This window comes from Algibacter sp. (assembly GCF_039977455.1).
In the GTDB taxonomy this organism is placed as follows: Bacteria; Bacteroidota; Bacteroidia; order Flavobacteriales; family Flavobacteriaceae; genus Algibacter_B.
This window is the reverse complement of sequence record NZ_JBDWDG010000016.1, coordinates 22,345-44,828: the sequence shown is the minus strand read 5'-3', so window position 1 is coordinate 44,828 and position 22,484 is coordinate 22,345. Positions and strand designations below refer to the sequence as shown.

At 34.9% G+C, this 22,484-nt stretch carries 8 protein-coding genes; all 8 read left to right on the top strand.

Features of this window, described 5'->3' with window-relative positions:
- The first annotated feature begins 296 nt into the window (after positions 1–296).
- The 8 genes from ABJM36_RS06205 (at position 297) to ABJM36_RS06170 (ending at position 22,476) form a co-directional block, all read left to right on the top strand.
- Positions 297–4,490, top strand: a complete 4,194-nt coding sequence (locus ABJM36_RS06205; RefSeq protein ID WP_348450284.1) for a LamG domain-containing protein — start codon at positions 297–299, stop codon at positions 4,488–4,490.
- A 421-nt stretch (positions 4,491–4,911) separates the two neighbouring features.
- Entirely contained in the window at positions 4,912–5,136 is a 225-nt protein-coding gene (locus ABJM36_RS06200) for a hypothetical protein (RefSeq protein WP_348450282.1), read from the top strand.
- A gap of 163 nt (positions 5,137–5,299) precedes the next feature.
- A complete protein-coding gene (locus ABJM36_RS06195) occupies positions 5,300–9,079 on the top strand; it encodes a LamG-like jellyroll fold domain-containing protein (RefSeq protein WP_348450280.1) in 3,780 nt (1,259 codons plus the stop codon).
- A 317-nt stretch (positions 9,080–9,396) separates the two neighbouring features.
- Positions 9,397–13,812, top strand: coding sequence for a T9SS type A sorting domain-containing protein (locus ABJM36_RS06190; RefSeq protein WP_348450278.1), 4,416 nt, complete (start codon positions 9,397–9,399; stop codon positions 13,810–13,812).
- A 257-nt stretch (positions 13,813–14,069) separates the two neighbouring features.
- Positions 14,070–17,720: a LamG-like jellyroll fold domain-containing protein gene (locus tag ABJM36_RS06185; RefSeq protein WP_348450276.1), complete on the top strand. Its 3,651-nt coding sequence runs from the start codon at positions 14,070–14,072 to the stop codon at positions 17,718–17,720.
- Between the two features lie 216 nt (positions 17,721–17,936).
- Positions 17,937–21,335 carry an isoleucine--tRNA ligase gene (ileS, locus tag ABJM36_RS06180; RefSeq protein WP_348450274.1) on the top strand — a complete coding sequence of 1,133 codons (3,399 nt, stop codon included), beginning with the start codon at positions 17,937–17,939 and terminating at the stop codon, positions 21,333–21,335.
- A 4-nt stretch (positions 21,336–21,339) separates the two neighbouring features.
- Positions 21,340–21,720 (top strand): TraR/DksA C4-type zinc finger protein, encoded by a 381-nt coding sequence (locus ABJM36_RS06175; RefSeq protein ID WP_348450272.1) that lies wholly within the window; start codon positions 21,340–21,342, stop codon positions 21,718–21,720.
- A 129-nt stretch (positions 21,721–21,849) separates the two neighbouring features.
- Positions 21,850–22,476 carry a lipoprotein signal peptidase gene (locus tag ABJM36_RS06170; protein WP_348450270.1) on the top strand — a complete coding sequence of 209 codons (627 nt, stop codon included), beginning with the start codon at positions 21,850–21,852 and terminating at the stop codon, positions 22,474–22,476.
- Positions 22,477–22,484 lie beyond the last annotated feature (8 nt).

Below are 22,484 nucleotides of genomic sequence, written 5' to 3'. Positions count from 1 at the left end.
TTTTTGGAACTATTATTGTGTTTTATTTAATTTTAAAAACAAGAGCTGTTAATCTCCTTTTTATGCATTTCATATTGTATAGATGCATTTAAATGATGTTTTTTAATGTTTAATCGAAAAATAAAAGCTTTTTCAAGAATCAAGAAAAATAACATTTATTTTTACTTTATAATTGATTACAAGCGCTTTAGGTTCGTGGTTAATTTTTCTTCCCTCAATATTTTTTATAATCCATTTTGCTAAAGTTTTATTTACGTACATAATAAACATAGCCCCAAGCTATTAAATGTTTTGTTATGAATAAAAAAATAAAATTACTTTTTAGTCTATTTTTTATTTTCGCCATGTCTACCTTAACCGTTGCACAAAATTCTGATGTGCAAATAACTGTTAAATGGGGAGATAGGTCTTACGAGAATAAAGTTGAAGTTTACAATACAGCGAATGATTTAATCGCTACTATTTGTGATGATAATCAGTGTTATAGAAATTCCCAGCTAGGTTCAACAGATGAATATGGTTCTAAATACGACTTAGGTTGTGTTGCCAATGGAAACAATTATTACATTAAATTATACGATTATAATAACAACGGTTGGCAAGGTACAAGTTACGTGTCTGTTGTTGTAGCTGGCGTAGAAGTTATTAACAATAATGGTGGCGGTGCAACAAATACAGGGCAAACTTTATACTTTAATGTTTCGGGTGGCGATGCCACTTGTAATAGTATGCAAGATACAGATGGAGATGGAGTTATAGATAAATTAGACTATGATGATGACGCAGATGGAATCCTTGATGGTATTGAAAATCTTGGTGAAAATAGGTTTGAATGTACACTACCAGAGTTAGCTTTTGAAAATGCAGCTTATGATGCAGCTGCAAGTTCTGGTGCTGTAGGTACTGTTGGTGCCGTTTATAGGTTTAGTAATTCCATTCAAGGCTATGATGTGTTAATGGAAATTACAGAGCTTACAGATACAACAATTGCTAATATTGATAATGATGGCGTGGATAATCCTACCTATTTACAAACTGAATTGACGTTTGCAGCTTCGGGTTTAGGAAAACCAGGAGCCACCTTTAAATTTACAGTTGTCAATGCAGGGACCACTATTCCTTCATCCGAAATATTTAGAGTAAATGGTATAACATGGGATTGTGATGGTAGTGGAGGTCTCAAAGAATCGGTGGTTTACAATGATGTTGCAGCTTATGGTATAGAAAATCCTTCGTCTTTAGAAATCTTAGATTTAGGAGCGGGAGATGTACAAATAAGTGCTTCAGGTTTACAAGAAGGACCTGGTTTTTCAACTCTAAAGGTGCTTAGAGCTTATTATCAGTTTATTGGTAATTCTTTTTCATTGAGAATGCAAGCCATAAAAACAGGTACATATGGTTCGACCAGACAGTTTGGAATGTCGTTCACGCAATGTGAGTTTTTAGATTTTAACTCAAATTCATTAACAATAGTTAAGGGTGAAGATTTTGATGGTGATGGCATATTTAACCATTTAGATTTAGACAGTGATGAAGATGGTATACCCGATAATGTGGAAGGACAATTAACTGCTGGTTATTTAGCGCCAACAGGTACAGTGGCTTCAACAGGAATAGATACGGCTTATGGTGATGGTTTAGATATTGTATTTACGGATTCTGATTTTTCTCCAGATTTTTTAGATTTAGATAGTGATAATGATGGGATTCCAGATATAGAGGAAAACGGAATGGCAAATTCCTCAACGGCATCCGATGTAGATGGCGATGGGTTAAACAATGCCTTTGAAACCAACGGTGTATTTGATGTTGTTTGGGATGTTAACGAAGACATAGAAAACCCTTCAGATTTAACCGTTTTACCAGATACCGATGGCGATTTAAGTTTAGGCGGCGATTTAGATTATCGCGATAATATAGATGTGTATATTAAAAGCGCAACCATAGATTTTGATGGTGTTGATGATTATGTAGATAGCGATTTAGATTTGTCCGGTTATGATGCGACTACGGTAATGGCATGGGTGAAATTAGACAATAGTTTTGTGGCTAATTCCATGGTGGTTAGTTTTGGTGATTTGTTTATCCAAGTAGATGCTTCAAGAGCATTAAGGTTTAATGTTAATGGAGCTAGCATTGTGTCGTCTGAAACGCTTGATTTAAATGAATGGGCACACGTTGCCTTAGTTTATAATGGAAATGCATTAGTATCACAACTTAAAGTCTATTTAGATGGCGCGCAAATAGGTTCAAGTAGTAGTGCGTCCTTAAGTCCATCCATTAATAATTCAAGCAATAAGTTTACTATTGGAGCACGATCTTTAGACCAGTCGTTGTTATTTAACGGAAATATTGATGAAGTTCGCGTTTTTGATACAGCATTAACTCAAAATCAACTGCAACAAGTAGTATTTCAAGAAATAGAAAATAATTCTGGTAATGTACAAGGCGCTGTAATTCCAAAAACAGTATTAGATGTTTCAAGTAGTGCTAGTATTCCTTGGTCAAATTTACAAGCGTATTACCCGATGACCGATATTCTTAATTCGACGATTACTGATTTTTCATCAAACAGTTATACCGCTAGGTTAAATAATATCACTACAATTCAAGAACAAACGGCTCCAATGCCTTATGTTACATTAAACGACGGTAATTGGACTTTAGAAAGTACCTGGCTACATGGTGATGTTTGGGATATAGAAGATGTGGCTAATAATAAAGATTGGAGTATAGTTCAAATAAAAAATGATGTAACATCATGCTACGCATTAACTAATTTGGGTTTAATTATAGATTCCAATGCAACTTTAAAAGTGCACAGTGAAAACAGGCTAAAAAATAGCTGGTATTTAGAATTAAACGGAACTTTAGATTTAGAAGACGATTCGCAATTAATACAAACAGAAAATAGCGATTTAGTAACCTCTTCAACCGGTAAGGTATTACGCCGTCAAGAAGGAACTACTAGTCCGTATTGGTATAATTATTGGAGTTCGCCAGTAGGAGAATTAGGAGAAACAACCTTATCTAATGATAACGCATCTGCTAATAATACAAATAATAGTCCTTTTAGTTTAAACATGATTAAAGATGGCGCTGGTACGGATTGTTTTTTTACTAGTGGTTATACCGGAAATGGTACTATAAGCAGTTATTGGTTATTTACCTATATGAGTGGGCAAACCTATTGGGATTGGAAACAAATAAGTACATCAACAGCTATAGCGCCTGGAGTAGGTTATACCCAAAAAGGTACTGGTGTTGTAGGAGCCGAACAAGAATATATATTTGAGGGTAAGCCTAATAACGGAACTGTTTTAATAGATGTTGAGAAAAAAGGGTCATCATCGGATAAAACACAATCTTTAGTTGGTAATCCTTACCCATCTGCCATAGATGTGGGTAAGTTTCTAGATGATAATGCAGGTGTCATATCGGGTTGTTTGCAATTTTGGCAACAATGGGGTGGAACCTCGCATAATTTAGATGAGTATGATGGTGGTTATGCCACAGTAAATAAATTAGGATCTACAAGAGCTTTCCAATTTGTGGGTCTTTTAGGGGGTGTAGATTCAGAGGCTCAAAACGGAACAAAAACACCTACCAAATCGATTCCTGTAGGGCAAGGGTTTATGGTGAGTATTATAGCCGATGGCCAAATAGAATTTAATAATAGCCAACGTGTATTTGTAAAAGAAGCCGATGCCAATGGGTCTTATAATTCAGGTTCGGTATTTTTTAAAGCCACGAAAAAGGGAACGACATCTGCTGCTGGCAAAACAAGTAAAGCAACAGAATTTAAGAAAATAAGATTGGAATTAAATTCCATAACAGGACCTGAAACTCATCGTGAATTATTATTAGGTTTTAGTGATATTACAAGCGATAGTTTTGATTATGGCTACGATGCAGAAAATGTGGTGGAAACAAATAACGATTTATTATTAGATTTTGAAGGTAAGGATATGCTTATTCAAGCTTACAGTGCTTTAACAGCCGATAAGGTGGTGCCGTTAAACTTTAAATCGTCTGGCGATAATTCATTCGAAATAAAGCTAGGCGCATTAGAAAATATAGGTAAAAACCAATCTATTTATTTGAAAGATAACCAAACCGGAACCTATTTCGATTTAACGCAAAATAAAGGCTATGAGTTTAATAGCGGTCATGGTGTATTTAATACAAGGTTTGAGCTAGTATTTCAAAATGAACAGGCAAGTTTAAGTACAGAGGCATCAAGTTTAAACGAAAACCATGTGTACTATAAAAACTCAACAAACACCTTGTTTATTAAAAACCTAAATGGCGATGTAAATAATTTGTCGTTAGTAAATATGAGAGGGCAGGTGGTGTTAGAAATGAAAGATGTTGCAGGAGTAACCATGCAAAATGGATTACAATTCAATACTATTTCAGCAGGGACTTATGTGGTTTATATGAGAACCGTGTTGAACGACATGTTAGTTAAAAAAATAATTGTGAAATAAGCTCTTGTTTTTAACTTTTTAAAAGACTGCTAGTTGCGATCTTTTTAATGGTCTAAATTTAAGAATTTGTGGTAAAATATGTATTACATCGAATAAAACTTACGTTTTGTCTAGGTTTTTTAGTTTTATTTAACTACTATTGTGTTCAATTTAATTTGAAAAGTAAGAGTAGTTAATCTCGTTTTTATGCATTTTATATTTTAAAGATGTATTTAAATGGTTTTTTTGAATGTTTAATCGAAAAAGTGTAGCTTTTTCATAAATCAAAAAAAATAAGGTTTAATCTTGCAGTTCAATTGATTGCGAGCATTATTGGTTTGTTGTTAATTTATCTTCCCTCAAGATATTATTTAATCCATTTTACTAATTTTTTTGTTAACGTACATAATAAACATAGCCCTAAGCTATTAAATGTTTTGTTATGAATATAAAATTTAGTTTTACGTTTTTTGTTGTATCATTTTTATCAAATCTACAGTTTTTTTCTGCGGAAGGTTTGGTTAATGGCTCTTCTTTTTCTAGCGCTGCGCCTCCTCAAGGAGCTTTTGTTAGTTGGATTAAAGAAGGTTATAAAATCTTTTCAAATTCTAATAATACAAACAAATTTGGTTTCCAAGATGAATTGTTTGAAAAAGGACAAACTTAAACAGCTTAAATTTTTTCAGTTAATCGAGAGGCTTAGTGTAGTTTGTCGGTTAAAAATACGTTTCATTGATAATAACTTTTGTTTTATTGTTTTACATATTTTTCAGTTTAAAATGTTTTATAATTTACCAATTACAAATTCTAGATTCCCAAGTCTATTAATTATGAATATAAAATTACTTACAATATTGGTTTGTCTGTTTGTATACATGCCAACCTCCTATTCACAGTGCGTTACGGCGCCAAACCAAAACATAGTTTACGGTACGGTTTTTAGCGATTTAAATCAAAATGGTAGCCACGAAAACTCAGATTCTGGTGTTGAAAATGTATCCGTTAACTTGTATCAAGATTTTAATGGTAATGGCATTATAGATTCTGGAGATGTTATGGTAACATCAGGGACTTCAAATGGTTCTGGTGATTATTCATTGGTCATTTCAGAAACGCCAACAACTAATAATGTTGCAGATTATTTTAACTCAATATCTTTTTCTAACAATAATGGTTCTGAGAATTGGAGCAATTCTTGGGACGAAATGGAGGAAAATAATGGGGCGCATAGTGGTAATGTTCGGGTTGAATCTGGTAAGCTCAGATTTGGTCAGGATACGAATGGAAATAAGGATATGACTGGTGTAGGAGTTGACAGGACTGTTAATTTGTCAACCTATGATTCGGCAACGTTATCCTTTGACTTTTCGCGGGAAATAGGTGATTCTTATGGGCAAAATTGGACTGTAAATGTACAAGTGTCATCCGATGGTACCACCTATACCACATTAGATAACTTTTCATTTAACGAAACGCAACAAACGTATTCTTTTGATATTTCGTCATATATAAGTGACACAACCCATATTAGAATTATAGGTGTTGGAGAAAGAGAAAAAGAAGATAATTATTTATATTTTGACAACCTAAATGTTTCGTATTCTAAGCCAAATGCAGTCAATCTCGATTATATAGTTTCAATAGATGAAACAACCATTCCTAATGGAGGTACACTAACTACAGCAAGTTATTATTCGGTAGCTTTTACTGCTTTTGGTCAAAAGAGTTGTGATAACGATTTTGGGTTTGTGAGCTGTAATTTATTAGAATCTAATTTAGAATTTATTTGCGATGATAATGGTACACCATTTAATGTGTCAGACGATTTTTATAATATAACCCTTAATCCTGAAGGTACAAATCTGGGAGACTCCTATACAGTTAGTGGCGATTTTACGGGTACGGGTACCTATGGAGCACCGCAATCTTTTGGACCATTTCCTGTTTCCGCAGGCGATAAATCTATTACCATTACCGATAATTCTGGTAATTGTTCTATTGAAGATATAGAAATATCCGTATCAGATTATTCGTGTTTACAACTTAATGGGGATTATTCTATTGATTTTGATGGGGTTGACGACTATATAGATAGCGATTTAAATCTCGAAAATTACGATCAAGCTACCATTATGGTATGGGCAAAAATAGCTTCAGATTTTTCAGATTCAGGTTACATAATCAATTTTGATAATTTAAAAATAGAAGCCTATCATTCGCAACAAATAAAGGTAAAAGTTAATAATGCATTGGTTAATGTTCCAACCACCTATAAATTAGAAAAGGACATTTGGGCGCATATAGCTATTGTGTTTAATAGTTCGTTGCCCTCTTCAATGCTTAAAATTTATGTGAATGGGGAAATGGTTGTAGAAAACGATCATGTATCACTATCCTCGCCAATATATGCTTCAGCATATAATTTTACCATTGGTGCTAAAGGGCAAGATCATTCAAAATTATTTAAAGGAGAAATTGATGAGGTTCGAGTGTTTGATATTGCCTTGTCCGAAAATCAAATGCGAAAAATTATTCACCAGGAAATTCAAGAAAATGCAGGTAGTGTTTCTGGTGTGGTAGTTCCAAAAACAATCATAGATGAAAGTACAAATTTAAGTATTCCATGGGCAAATTTAAAGGCCTATTATCCTATGACAGATATTGCAAATTTAACCACTAGCGATTTTTCTAACAATGGGCATACGGCTACCTTACATAATATTACTACATTTTTGGATCAAACAGCTCCAATGCCATATACAACTATTGCAAATGGTACTATGGGTGATGCACAGTCCTGGCTATATGGCGATAACTGGAATATGGATGCACTAAGTAATACAGGGTATGCCATTATTAAGGTAGATAATGATGTATCTGTAAACGCAACCTTAAATACAGCGGGTTTAATAATAGCGCCAGGTAAAAGACTTACGGTAAATGGCGATAATTTAGTTAGTAATAGCTGGTATTTAGAGCTTAACGGGATATTAGATTTACAAGACGATTCGCAATTGGTTCAAACAGAAACCAGCGATTTAGTAACCTCTTCAACTGGCAAGGTATTACGCCGTCAAGAAGGAACTACAAGTCCGTATTGGTATAATTATTGGAGTTCGCCAGTAGGAGAATTAGGAGAAACAACCTTATCTAATGATAACGCATCTGCTAATAATACAAATAATAGTCCTTTTAGTTTAAATATGATTAAAGATGGTACCGGTAGCGATTATTTTTTTACTAATGGTTATACCGGAAATGGTTCTATAAGCAGTTATTGGTTATTTACTTATATGAGTGGGCAAACTTATTGGGATTGGAAACAAATAAGTACATCTACAGCTATAGCGCCTGGAGTAGGTTATACCCAAAAAGGTACTGGTGTTGTAGGAGCCGAACAGGAATATATATTTGAAGGTAAGCCTAATAACGGAACTATTTTGATAGACGTTGTTAAAAAAGGGTCATCATCGGATAAAACACAATCTTTAGTTGGTAATCCTTACCCATCTGCCATAGATGTGGGTGAATTTCTGGATGATAATGCGGGTGTCATATCGGGTTGTTTGCAATTTTGGCAACAGTGGGGTGGAACCTCGCATAATTTAGACGAGTATGATGGTGGTTATGCTACAGTAAATAAATTAGGATCTACAAGAGCTTTCCAATTTGATGGTCTTTCAGGGGGAGTAGAGGCAGGGTCTCAAAACGGAACAAAAATACTCACTAAGTCGATTCCTGTAGGGCAAGGCTTTATGGTGAGTATTATAGCCGATGGCCAAATAGAATTTAATAATAGCCAACGTGTATTTGTAAAAGAAGCCGATGCCAATGGGTCTTATGATTCAGGTTCGGTATTTTTTAAAGGCACAAAAAAGGCCACGGCATCCAATAGTAGTGAAACAAGCACAGATACAGAATTTAAGAAAATAAGATTGGTATTAAATTCCATAACAGGACCTGAAACACATCGCGAATTATTATTAGGTTTTAGTGATAAAACAAGCGATAGTTTTGATTATGGCTACGATGCAGAAAATATGGTTGAAACAAATAACGATTTATTATTAGATTTTGAAGGTAAGGATATGCTTATCCAAGCCTACAGCGCTTTAACAGCCGAAAAGGTGGTGCCATTAAACTTTAAATCGTCTGGCGATAATTCATTCGAAATAAAGCTAAGTGAATTAGAAAATATAGATGAAAACCAATCTATTTATTTAAAAGATAACCAAACCGGAACCTATTTCGATTTAACGCAAAATAAAGGTTATGAGTTTAATAGTGATCATGGTGTTTTTAATACAAGGTTCGAGTTAGTATTTCAAAATGAACAGGCCAGTTTAAGTACAGAAGCTTCTAGTTTAAACGAAAACCATGTGTACTATAAAAACTCAACAAACACCTTGTTTATTAAAAACCTAAATAGCGATGTAAATAGTTTATCGTTGGTAAATATGAGTGGGCAGGTGGTATTAGAAATGAAAGATGTTGCAGGAGCAACCCTGCAAAATGGATTACAATTCAATACTATTTCAACAGGAGCATATGTGGTATATATGCGCACTGAGGCCAATGAAGTGCTCACTAAAAAAATTATTGTGAAATAGGATTGGTCTGCTACTTTTTAATTTAAAAAAAAGATTAGGTATAAAAAAGTGACTTTATTAAATTTTGGGGTCTAATAATCAAGATGTTAAATTATAAATGGCTGCCAAATAGCATTCGTTTTATTAATTTTTTCTATTTAAATGGTATAAACGGATGGATTTTATGCATTTCAACGAATAAAAATGCTTTTTATCGATAAAAAATTAGGTTTTTCTGACTGTTTTACCTACTATTGTGTATTATATTTTTTACTATGTAGAAAATTAAGTGATTAAAAATTAAGTGATTAAGGTTCCCAAGTCTAAAATCTACTTTTATGAAACATACTTTACATATGCTTATTGCCATGTTGTGCTTGTTGCCAGCTCTTATGGTTCATGCGCAATGTACTTTGTCTGGAAACGACATAGCTTGTGATGATTTTAGTAGTAATAATAATTCTGGCGGAACAGGGTGGAGTGCTAATTGGGGAACAACGGGGTCTCCAGCTTTCACTGGAGGGCAAGTGTTTATGAACGGAGGTGGTACGCGAACTATCACAAGACAAGTTGATTTAAGTGGTTACGAAACAGCATCGGTAACTTTTACTTGGAGTTGTAATGATAGTAGTTCTGGATTTGAATCGAATGATTATATAGACGTGGCACTTTCCACAGATGGTGGTACAAGTTTTTCTACAACTTTATTTACTAGAGATGGAGATCAAATATGTCCATCTTCAAATGATACAGATACAGGAACTGAAACCGTCTCATTTACAACTGTTGGTGGTGCTAATACCGTGCTTAGATTTAGATCTGGGGCGAACTCCAGTTCAGAAGATATATATTGGGACAACGTGGTGGTTGAAGCTACAGTTACTGCAGACCCTTGTGATGCTGCAGCTTCAGGAAATTTAGATTTTGATGGAGATAATATTTCAGATACATGCGATTTAGATGATGATAATGATGGGATTTTAGATGTTGATGAATGTACCGATTTAGGTAAAACACCCTTATTAAATCCTGATTTTGAAGACTTAAATATTATAACTAGTGGTTTAGATGATGGTCCAACAGATGTTGTTGGAACTTCGGGTATTTGGAAAGGAGATGCCGGTGAAATTCCTAACTGGGAAAGTTCTGATGGGACAAACAATCATTTAGAAATCTGGCATAACTCACAAGGAGCAGCTAGTGATGCAGGTGGTGTAGCATTTTCTGGAATTCAGTGGGCAGAAATTAATGCTACTACAAATGATGGATTATATCAAGATATAGCAACAACGCCTGGCGATATGCTACAATGGTCTTTTGCCCATAGAAAAAGAACAAGTTACGCTGGCAGTGCACAAGAAGATATTGCTAGGCTTTTAATTGGAGATCCAACCGGAACTTTAACCAGTCAAGGCGATTTTAGTTCGGCCGGAGATGCCTCATGGACCGAGCATACAGGAACGTATACGGTGCCGGCAGGACAGACTGTAACACGATTAACCTTTACTGCTATTCAAGTTGCATCAGGCGGTGGAACATCTTCAGGGAATTTTGTCGATAAAGTGCAACTCTATATACTTCCTAATTGTGAAGATACAGACGGCGACGGATTACCAGATTATCAAGATATTGATAGTGATAATGATGGGATTCCTGATAATATTGAAGCACAACCAACTTTAGGGTATGTAGCACCTAGTGGTGCTGGTTCTGGAATTACTGATGCAGGCCTAAATGGTATAGATGATAATTACGGTTTAGGATTTGTAACTCTCGAGGATACCGATGGTGATGGGGTTCCTGATTTTAGAGATTTAGATTCCGACAGTGATGGCTTATTAGATATCGAAGAAAATGGTATGGCCGATGTTATAGTTACATTTACCGATTTGGATAACGATGGCTTGGATAACCTTTTTGAAGGCGGAAACCTTAGTGATCCTTTGGACGTGAATGACGAAATAAATGACCCTACCGATTTGACTGTACTTCCAGATACGGATTTAGACTTATTTACCGGTGGCGATTTAGATTATAGAGATTACTTCGATATAAATCCTCCTGCTTCTGCAACTATAGATTTTGATGGGGTAGATGATTATGCTGAAGTATCCAATTCTGTAATTAATGGCTTAAGTGAGTATACTGTATCGCTTTGGTTTAAATATAATGGACCAACTTTAGATACGAGCGATGATGTGTTTGTAATGGGACAAAATGATGTTTTTGAAGTTTCTATAAAAACTTGGGGGGCAGCCCATAATGCTGTTAATAATAATGTCTTTGCAAGTGTTTTTTATAATAATTCACCAACTTTATCTGTGAGTTCGGGGTGGAAATTTAATAAAAGCGATTGGACAAATCTAACAGTAGTAGTTAGGCAAAATGGAGCTAATGTTGAAGCTAAAATTTATAGAGACGGTTATGCGTCTTCATGGGGAAGCTTGCCAGGAACTTTATCTACTAATGCAGAACCCTTGCGTCTAGGAGTTGTTAGCGGCATCAATGATTTTGAATACAATTTTGAAGGTTGGATGGATGAAGTGCGAATTTTTGATACCGCTCTTACTGATGACCAAATACAACGCATGGTGTATCAAGAAATAGAAAATATAGGAGGAAATGTTCACGGTTCTGTTATTCCTAAAGATATTGTAGATATTTCATCTAGTGCTACAATTCCTTGGGCTAGTTTAATTTCTTATTATCCGCTAACAGATATTAAAAATACTCCGGTTTTAGATTATTCTGGGAATGGAAATGGACTTAACCTATATAATATTACCTCGGTATTAGAGCAAACAGCACCTATGCCATTTGAAACGACCAATGATGGCGATTGGACCAATGAAAACACATGGCTACATGGGGATGTTTGGGGTATTGAAAATTTACCACTTTTTACGCCAACGTCACAATCTCCTGAAACTTGGAGTATTGTACAAATTAAAAATGAAGTTACAACATCTAGTTCACATGAGGGTATCGGATTATTAATAGATACCAACAAAACCTTAACAGTACAGGGCGATAATTTAGTAGAGAATAGCTGGTATTTAGAACTTAACGGCACTTTAGATTTAGAGGACGATTCGCAGTTAATACAAACCGAAAACAGCGATTTAGTAACCTCTGCCGATGGCCATATTTTACGACGCCAAGAAGGGACAACCTGTCCGTATTGGTATAACTATTGGGGATCGCCAGTGGGAGCAACAGCAGTTACAAGTTTAAGTGATAATAATACGGCAAGTAATAATATCAGCAATACGGCATTTACTTTGGATATGTTACAGGGTGAAACAGGAGCTAGTATTCCATTTACATCGGATTATACGGGTAGCGGAAACCTTAGTAATTATTGGTTATTCACTTTTAAAAATGGTGTTACATATTATGATTGGGAGCGATTTAGTATTTCGACCCAAATACCATCTGGTGTTGGCTATACACAAAAAGGCACCGGAGCTGCGGGTACAGAACAGCAATATATTTTTGATGGCAAACCAAATAACGGTACCATTTTAGTAAACGTAGCAGATGTAGGCGGAACCGGATCTGTTCAAAATGTATCAAAAACAGCTTATTTGTTGTCTAATCCATATCCATCGGCGCTTGATATTCATAAGTTTATCGATGATAACATAGGTGTTATAGAAGGCAATGTGGAATTGTGGCAACAATGGAGTGGCACAAGCCACGTACTTGATCACTATAATGGGGGTTATGCTCAAGTAAACAAGACAGGAACGGTAAGAGCGTCTCAGTTTGTTGGAATAGAAGGAAATGATACAGGAGGATTGGAAGGTACAAAAATGCCAACGAGATACTTACCGGTAGGACAGGGTTTTATAGTGGAGATTGAGGATAATGGTGTTTTACCATTCGATGGAACCGTAGAGTTTAATAATAGCCAGCGTGTATTTGTAAAAGAAGCCGATTATTCCCCATCAGGTCCTTATGATACGGGTTCAATATTTTCAAAAACAAATTCTAAAAAATCCCAAACTACTTCAACATCTTCAGATGAATCTTCAAAGGAAGAAGCCGTAGAAGAAGGTGTCATGCAGAAAATTAGGTTGGAGTTTGAATGTACCAAAGGTCCTTTTGTAAAGCGAGAATTATTGTTAGGTTTTAGCGATTATACCACTGATGCATTTGACTATGGTTATGATGCTAGAAATACTAAAGTAATTAGCGATGATTTAAATTTGGACCTCGATGGAGAAAACATGAGTATACAAGCCTATGGGCCAATTACAAAAGACAAGGTTGTTGCTTTAAACTTCAAGTCTTCGGGTGATCATACATTCGGTATAAAAATTACTGAAACAGAACATATAGATGAAACGGAGTCTATTTACATACGAGATAATTTAACAGGCGCTTATTTCGATTTAGCTCAGGGTACCCCGTTTAGTTTTACATCGGGTCAAGGAATATTTAATGAGCGTTTTAAAATCATGTTCCAGTCAGAATCAGAAGCCTTGAGCACGGCAGAGGCTAGCTATAATGAAAACTTTATATACTTCCACAACAGTTCCAATACCTTGTTTGCTAAAAAGTTGACTGCTTCGGTAAGCAGATTGTCGGTAATAAGCATGACAGGTCAGCTAGTTAAGGAGTTAAAAGATGTGTCAACACAGGCTTTGAGTAATGGAATTCAACTATCTGGTTTGGCAACAGGTGCATATATTGTCTATTTCAGGACAGATGATAACCAGGTGTTCAATAAAAAAATTATTGTGAACTAGGTTTTTGCTTATCTTTTTAATAGTCATTTTTAGGAACCGATACAGTGTTTTAACGGACTTATTGCGCTTTTAATCGATAAAAAACTGTTTATTTATTAGTTTAATAGGTAATTTATTACTACTATTGTACTAGTAATTGATTGAGAACCATAAATTTGGTTTGTTTAATAATGTTTACTGGCCCCTCAAGTATTCATTGTGTTGTATTTAGATTGAAACATATCATAGTAAAAATGCTAAATCTAATTGTTAATTTTATGAAACCTACTTTTCGTTTATTTTTAAGTCTAGCTTGTTTATTATTGGTATTAAGCTTGCAGGCGCAAACATGTGGTGGTAATACATTTGTTCCCCCTAGTGCACCTTCAAATTGTACGTATACGTATACTTCTACAGGGTGGCAAAATGCTTTTGGGCTGCCAACAATTGCACCTACCTCTTTATCGTCAAGTGAGTCTATTTGTATTTTAGTCAATTACACAGGTAATTTTAATTTTAATGTTAGAGGAACGTTTTATGTGGCATCTGGCGTAAAGTATACTGGTCAGGTGTCTGCATTTACCAGTTCTTCACAAATTTTAGCCGCTGGTGAAATTGATTTTACAAATACGCCTTCATTTTCAGGTTTACCCATAACCATAGGTGTTGATGGTATTGTTTCAGTACCAGGTGATTATGCTCCTGGTGGTTCTGCTACAATAGATAATGCTGGCAGTTTTAATATAGGAGGTGATTTAAATTTGGGAGGAAATGCCTCTATAAATAACTATCCGAATGCTAAAGTTATAGTACAAGGTGATTCTGCAATGAATGCTCCTTTTAATAACTGTGGATTATTTGAGTTGGTTGGATCTTTATCTTCAGGAGGATCGAGTGGGTTGAATAATTTTTGTTCTACATACATCCATTCAGACATGAATTTAAATGCCGATTATACAAATGAGGGTTTACTTATATTAGATGGTACCTTGAATTTTACCGGATCGGTATTTACCAATTCTAATATTATGGTAGTTGATAATATTAACTTAAATAATTATAGTCTTATTGGAGATGACAAAAATTCTTTGCTAGTCGTGCGTAAAAATGCAACACTGAGTAGTAATGGTGTTATATCAGGGCATTTGTACTACGATATTGATGATGGTGGTGGTTTTGATAGTGGGTGTGGTGGCTGTACTCAAGATATAGATATAGTAACTAGTATTTCATTACCAAGTACAAACGAAGAGCTATTAGCCAATTGTGGTGGGGATATTATTGTGAATCCATTTATAGAAGAGTCTAAACTAGACTTTGATGGGGTTGATGATTATGTGACGACTCCAAATTTTATTAACGGAATAAGTAATGTAACTATTATGGCTTGGGTGTTATCCGATTCTGGAAATACAACCAATATGACCATTGCAGGTGAAGATGTGGGCTGTAGATTATGGCTTCAAAATGGCAATAAACCCACATTTACGCTAAAAACAGCTGCCACTACTTTAAAAACCATTTCTGCAGCTACAAATATTAATTACGATGAATGGCATCATATTACAGGAACTTTTTCGAGTGCCACTGGAATCATGAAGTTGTATGTGGATGGAGTGTTTTCAACCAGTGTTAGTGTGGGTGCTACAGGGTCTACAATAGCTAATGTCGCTTCAAATGGTAATTTTGAAATAGGACGTCGATCTACTGGTTCAGGAAGCGAATATTTTAAAGGAGATGTAGATGAAGTAAGAGTGTTTAATACTACACTTACAGATAGTCAAATACAGCGCATGGTCTATCAAGAAATTAAAAATAATGACGGTGATGTAAAAGGAAAAACAATTAATAAAAATATTACAGATGCGACTACAAATGCAACCGTATCATGGTCAAGTTTATTAGCCTATTACCCATTAAGTAATATAATTTCTAACACACGAACTTTCGATTTTTCATCTTTTGATAGAATTACTAAAGTTCGTAACATTACTTCGTTTCAAGATGAAACAGCTCCAATACCTTATGCAACACAGGCAGATGGTGATTGGACATCTGCAAACACATGGTTGTATGGAAATGTTTGGGATATTACAAATGCTACAAGCAATAAAGACTGGAGTATTATAGAAATAAAGCATAATGTAACCACTAGTAACTCAACCAAGTCAATTGGTTTGTATATAGATGCAAATAAAACCTTAACAGTACAGGGCGATAACCTAGTTGAAAACAGTTGGTATTTAGAATTAAATGGTACTTTAGATTTAGAAGACGATTCGCAATTAATACAAACCACTACAAGTGACTTAGTTACCTCGGCTACAGGAAAAATATTACGACGCCAAGAAGGAACAACCTGTCCGTTTTGGTATAACTATTGGGGGTCGCCAGTTGGTGAAACAGGAGCTACAAGTTTAAGTGATAATAATACGGCAAGTAATAACGCCAACAATGCGGCATTTACTTTGGATATGCTAAAGGATGGAACAGGAGCTAGTATGCCATTTACATCGGGTTATACGGGTAGCGGAAACATCAGTAATTATTGGTTATTCACTTTTAAAAATGGTGTTACGTATTATGATTGGGAGCAATTTAGTATTTCGACCCCAATACCACCTGGTGTTGGCTATACACAAAAAGGAAGCGGAACTACGGGTACATCGCAACAATATATTTTTGATGGTAAACCAAATAACGGTACCATCCTAGTCAATGTAGCAGATGTAGGTGGAACCGGGTCTGTTCAAAATGTATCAAAAACAGCTTATTTGTTGGCTAACCCATATCCATCGGCGCTAGATATTCATAAGTTTATCGATGATAACATAGGCGTTATAGAAGGCAATGTGGAATTGTGGCAGCAGTGGAGCGGTTCAAGCCACGTACTTGATCAGTATAATGGTGGTTATGCCCAAGTAAACAAGACAGGAACGGTAAGAGCGTCTCAGTTTATTGGTGTAGAAGGAAATGATACAGGAGGATTAGAAGGTACAAAAATGCCAACAAGATACTTACCGGTGGGACAAGGTTTTATGGTGGAGATTGAGAATAATGGTGTTTTGCCATTCGATGGAACCGTAGAGTTTAATAATAGCCAACGCGTATTTGTAAAAGAAGCCGATTATTCCCCGACAGGTCCTTATGATACAGGTTCATTGTTTTCAAAATCTGAGCTTGTTAAAAATTATAAAGAAAAGGAAACTGAGGTAGATAATGGTGATGAGGAGCCTATAATGCAGAAAATTAGATTAGAATTTAGCTCAACATCAGGTCCAGATACAAAACGTGAATTATTATTAGGTTTTAGCGACTATACAACCGATGATTATGATTATGGTTACGAAGCAAAAAATACTACTCAAAAAAACAATGATTTAAATTTAGAGTTTCAAGGTATAAATATGAGTATTCAAGCTTATGGACCAATAACCGACGATAAAATTATTCCGTTAAACTTCAGGTCATCCGGCGATAATGGTTTTGTAATTGGTATTACGGAAACAGTAAATATCGAAGATGGTCAAGCCATCTATTTACACGATAATTTAACAGGAGCCTATTTCGATTTAACACAGGGTACCCCGTATAGTTTTACATCAAGTCCAGGTATTTTTAATAAAAGATTGGAACTTGTATTTCAAAACGAGCAACAAAGTTTAAGTACACAAGTGTCTGCCTTTACAGAAAACTATATGTATTATCAAAATTCAACTAATACCTTATTTGTTAAGAAGCTAAATAGTGATGTGAGTAGGTTATCGCTAATAAATATGCGTGGACAAACTATTCTAAATTTAACAGATGTTTCAACAACACAATTAGAAAACGGTATACCATTCAATAATGTAGCAACAGGAACCTATATAGTAGCCATGCAAACAGAAGCGAATGAAGTGCTAACTAAAAAGGTAATCGTTAAATAAGGATCCAACTAAACTCAAGTTAATAAAGACTACGTTAACGCGTCGTCTTTTTTTGTTTTTAAATAAATGTTTTTAGGGATAATTCATTAAATTCGCGAACTTATAAGAATTAAGAAAAAATGAGCGCGAAAACTTTGGTAATTAGATGATTGTATTTTACAGTTATTAAATCCAAAGTTTACATCTGTCCATTACAAAATAAATAAATACTATCAGATGAAATTTCCTGAATACAAAGGACTTGACTTACCAAATGTAGCAAACGAGATACTACAATATTGGCAAGAAAAAAACATTTTTGAAAAAAGTGTATCCACTAGAGAAGGTAAAAAATCATTCGTATTTTTTGAAGGACCTCCTTCTGCAAATGGGCTTCCGGGAGTACACCATGTTTTGGCGCGTGCTATTAAAGATATTTTTCCGCGTTACAAAACCATGAAAGGTTACCAAGTTAAGCGTAAAGCAGGTTGGGATACACACGGCTTACCAATAGAACTAGGTGTTGAAAAAGAATTAGGAATTACCAAAGAAGATATAGGTAAAACCATTTCGGTTGAGGATTATAATGCGGCATGCCGTAAGGCAGTTATGCGTTATACGGATGTTTGGAACGACCTCACTCAAAAAATGGGCTATTGGGTAGATATGGAAGATCCATATATTACCTACGAGCCAAAATATATGGAATCTGTTTGGTGGTTGCTAAAGGAAATCTACTCTAAAAAATTAATGTATAAGGGCTATACCATTCAGCCTTATTCTCCAAAAGCCGGAACTGGTCTAAGTTCGCATGAGGTTAATCAACCTGGAGCCTATCAAGATGTAACCGATACAACAATTGTCGCACAATTTAAAGCTATAGAAAACACGTTGCCAGATTTTTTACAAAACGATGGCGATATTCATTTTATAGCTTGGACAACAACTCCTTGGACATTACCAAGTAATACAGCCTTAACCGTAGGGCCAAAAATTGATTATGTTTTAGTGGAAACCTATAACCAATATACATTCAAGCCTATGAATGTAATTTTGGCAAAAGCGCTAGTTAATAAACAGTTTGATGGTAAGTTTAAAAAAGTTGACGATAAATCAGCACTTTTAGAGTATAAAGATGGCGATAAAAAAATACCATATGTCGTTGTTAAAGAATTTAAAGGAAAAGACCTTGTTGGTATAAAATACGAGCAATTATTACCATACGCCTTACCAAACGATAATCCTCAAGATGCCTTTAGAGTAATATCGGGCGATTTTGTAACTACCGAAGATGGTACAGGAATAGTACATACAGCACCAACTTTTGGAGCAGATGATGCCTTGGTTGCAAAACAGGCAACTCCAGAAGTACCACCAATGCTGGTAAAAGATGAAAATGATAATTTAGTGCCACTTGTAGATTTACAAGGTCGTTTTAGGCCAGAAATGAAGGAGTTTGGCGGTAAATATGTTAAGAATGAATATTATAATGATGGCGAAGCCCCAGAGCGTTCAGTAGATGTAGAAATAGCAATTAAACTTAAGGAAGAAAATAAAGCCTTTAAAGTTGAAAAATACAAACACAACTACCCGCATTGTTGGAGAACCGATAAGCCAATTTTGTATTATCCTCTAGATTCTTGGTTTATTAAAATCACAGATGTTAAGGGCCGTATGCACGAACTTAACACCGGTATAAACTGGAAACCAAAATCTACTGGAACAGGACGTTTTGGTAATTGGTTAGCAAATGCCAACGATTGGAATTTATCGCGTTCACGTTATTGGGGAATTCCATTACCAATTTGGAGGTCCGAAGATGGAAAAGAAGAAATTTGTATTGGCTCTGTTGAAGAGTTAAAATCTGAAATGGCCAAAGCTGTTTCAGCAGGTGTTTTGGATAAAGATATTTTTGCCGATTTTGAAGTTGGAAATAATTCTGATGAAAACTACGCTAAAATAGATTTACATAAAAATATCGTGGATGAGGTGGTGTTAGTATCTCCATCTGGCCAAAAAATGTTCCGCGAAAGCGATTTAATTGATGTTTGGTTTGATTCTGGTTCTATGCCGTATGCGCAATGGCATTACCCATTTGAAAATAAAGATTTAATTGACAAAGGCACGACCTTTCCTGCCGATTTTATTGCAGAAGGTGTCGACCAAACTCGTGGTTGGTTTTATACCCTTCATGCTATTGGAACCATGGTTTTCGATTCTGTGGCTTATAAAAATGTAGTGTCAAACGGATTGGTATTAGACAAAAACGGACAAAAAATGTCTAAACGTCTTGGGAATGCTGTCGATCCTTTTGAAACCCTTGGGAATTACGGTGCCGATGCCACACGTTGGTACATGATTAGTAATGCTAATCCTTGGGATAATTTAAAATTCGATTTAGACGGTATTGAAGAGGTGAAACGTAAGTTTTTCGGAACACTTTATAATACGTACTCATTTTTTCAATTATACGCTAACTTAGATAATTTCAACTATGGTGAAGCAGATATTCCGTTATCCGAAAGACCAGAAATAGACCGTTGGATACTTTCAGAATTACATACGCTAATTCAAAAAGTAGATGCGTTTTATGCCGATTACGAGCCTACAAGAGCAGCACGAGCTATTTCAGATTTCACACAAGATTATGTAAGTAACTGGTTTGTGCGTTTAAGTAGAAGGCGTTTCTGGAAAGGCGATTACCAACAGGATAAAATTTCGGCTTACCAAACATTGTACACATGTATGGAAACTATAGCCAAATTAAGTGCACCTATTGCACCGTTTTTTATGGATAGATTGTATTTGGATTTAAATGCAGCTACTAAAAAAGAAGATTTTGAAAGTGTACATTTAGCTAATTTTCCGGTTTTCGATGAAACTTATGTTGATAAGTCGCTAGAAAATAAGATGGAAAGTGCTCAAATAATTTCGTCTTTGGTACTATCATTAAGAGCTAAAGAAAAAATAAAGGTTAGACAACCCCTGCAAAAAATAATGATTCCTATTAGTAGTGAATCTCAAAAAAATGAAATATTAGCGGTTGCAGACCTTATAAAATCTGAGGTTAATGTAAAAGAAATAGAAGTTTTAGAAGACGCTTCAGATATTCTAGTAAAACAAATAAAACCAAATTTTAAAGTACTAGGGCCACGTTTTGGAAAAGACATGAAAGCTGTGGCTCAGTTAGTTAACAACTTTACCCAAGTCGATATTAAAAATATCGAACAAAATGGTATTTTAAACGTTGAAATAAACGGAAAAAGTATTACCTTAGAACGTACAGATGTAGAAATTACCTCGCAAGATATTGAGGGGTGGTTAGTAGCAAATGAAGGCGCATTAACAGTGGCTTTAGATGTAACTATTTCTGAAGATTTAAGGCAAGAAGGTATAGCTAGAGAGTTAATTAATAGAATACAAAATTTGCGAAAAGATTCAGGTTTTGAGGTTACAGATAAAATTGATGTAATGCTTCAAAAAGACGAACATATTATAAAGGCTATCCATGCAAACTTAACGTATATTAAAACTGAAACATTAACAAACAACCTTGAATTTACTGATAAATTGAAAGATGGTATAGAAATTGCTTTCGATGATGTAAGTACAAAACTATTTATACAAAAACATTAATATTATGGGAGAAAACACCGTAAGATATTCAGATCAAGAGTTAGCTGAGTTTAAAACGCTAATTAGTGGTAAGATAGAGAAAGCAAAACACGATTTAGAGTTAATTAAAAGTGCCTATATGAACGACCATAATAATGGTACCGAGGATACATCGCCTACTTTTAAAGCGTTTGATGAGGGTAGTGCTGTAATGAGTAAAGAATCTAATTCTGAATTAGCAATTCGTCAAGAGAAATTTATTCGTGATTTAAAAAATGCTTTAATTCGAATTGAAAATAAAACTTATGGCATTTGTCGTGTAACAGGAAAACTAATAAATAAAAAACGACTAGAGCTTGTACCACATGCTACCTTAAGTATTGAAGCTAAAAACATGCAGCAATAATTCTGGGGTATAAAAGAAATTTAATAATTTTAAATTATATATTTGAAACGTCTCAATAATTTTGAGACGTTTTTTATTTGTTATTCCTGCACTGGTAGGAATCTATTTATTAAGGAGACCTATAGCTACATGTCATTAAAAAAATCTATAATCCTAATTATAATTATTTTACTTATCGACCAGATTAGTAAAATTTACATAAAAACAACTTTTGTACTTCAGGAAAGTATAGATGTTTTTAGCTGGTTCGAAATCATTTTTGTTGAAAACGACGGTATGGCATGGGGCACTAAAATTAGCGATTTTGTATCTTTTATTTCCGATAGGACAGCTAAAGTTGTACTGACCTCTTTTAGAATAGTAGCTATTTTTGGAATTGGCTATTGGCTTTATAATGCTACGGTTAAGCAACAATCTAAATTGTTAATTATCGCTATTGCCTTAATATTTGCAGGGGCTTTAGGAAATATAATAGACTCTGTTTTTTATGGTGTTTTGTTTGAAGATAGTTATAACCAAGTAGCCAATTTTCTTCCGGAAACAGGTGGTTACGACAGTTTACTACATGGTAAAGTTGTTGATATGCTTCACTTTCCGTTATTTGAGGTTGACCTACCGCAGTGGCTTCCGTTTTATGCGGGCAAACGCTTTAGTTTTTTTGATCCTGTTTTTAATATCGCCGATATGGCAATAAGTACTGGTTTTATTATGCTTATTGTGTTTAATAAAAAGGCATTTTCTACAGAAGAAGGTTAGTGGTTTTA

Excerpts from the sequence above, each read along its gene's own strand:
- ABJM36_RS06190 (WP_348450278.1), top strand. The coding sequence starts at position 9,397 with ATGAAACATACTTTACATATGCTTATTGCCATGTTGTGCTTGTTGCCA.
- ABJM36_RS06175 (WP_348450272.1), top strand. The coding sequence starts at position 21,340 with ATGGGAGAAAACACCGTAAGATATTCAGATCAAGAGTTAGCTGAGTTT.
- ABJM36_RS06170 (WP_348450270.1), top strand. The coding sequence starts at position 21,850 with ATGTCATTAAAAAAATCTATAATCCTAATTATAATTATTTTACTTATC.
- ileS (WP_348450274.1), top strand. The coding sequence starts at position 17,937 with ATGAAATTTCCTGAATACAAAGGACTTGACTTACCAAATGTAGCAAAC.
- ABJM36_RS06195 (WP_348450280.1), top strand. The coding sequence starts at position 5,300 with ATGAATATAAAATTACTTACAATATTGGTTTGTCTGTTTGTATACATG.
- ABJM36_RS06200 (WP_348450282.1), top strand. The coding sequence starts at position 4,912 with ATGAATATAAAATTTAGTTTTACGTTTTTTGTTGTATCATTTTTATCA.
- ABJM36_RS06205 (WP_348450284.1), top strand. The coding sequence starts at position 297 with ATGAATAAAAAAATAAAATTACTTTTTAGTCTATTTTTTATTTTCGCC.
- ABJM36_RS06185 (WP_348450276.1), top strand. The coding sequence starts at position 14,070 with ATGAAACCTACTTTTCGTTTATTTTTAAGTCTAGCTTGTTTATTATTG.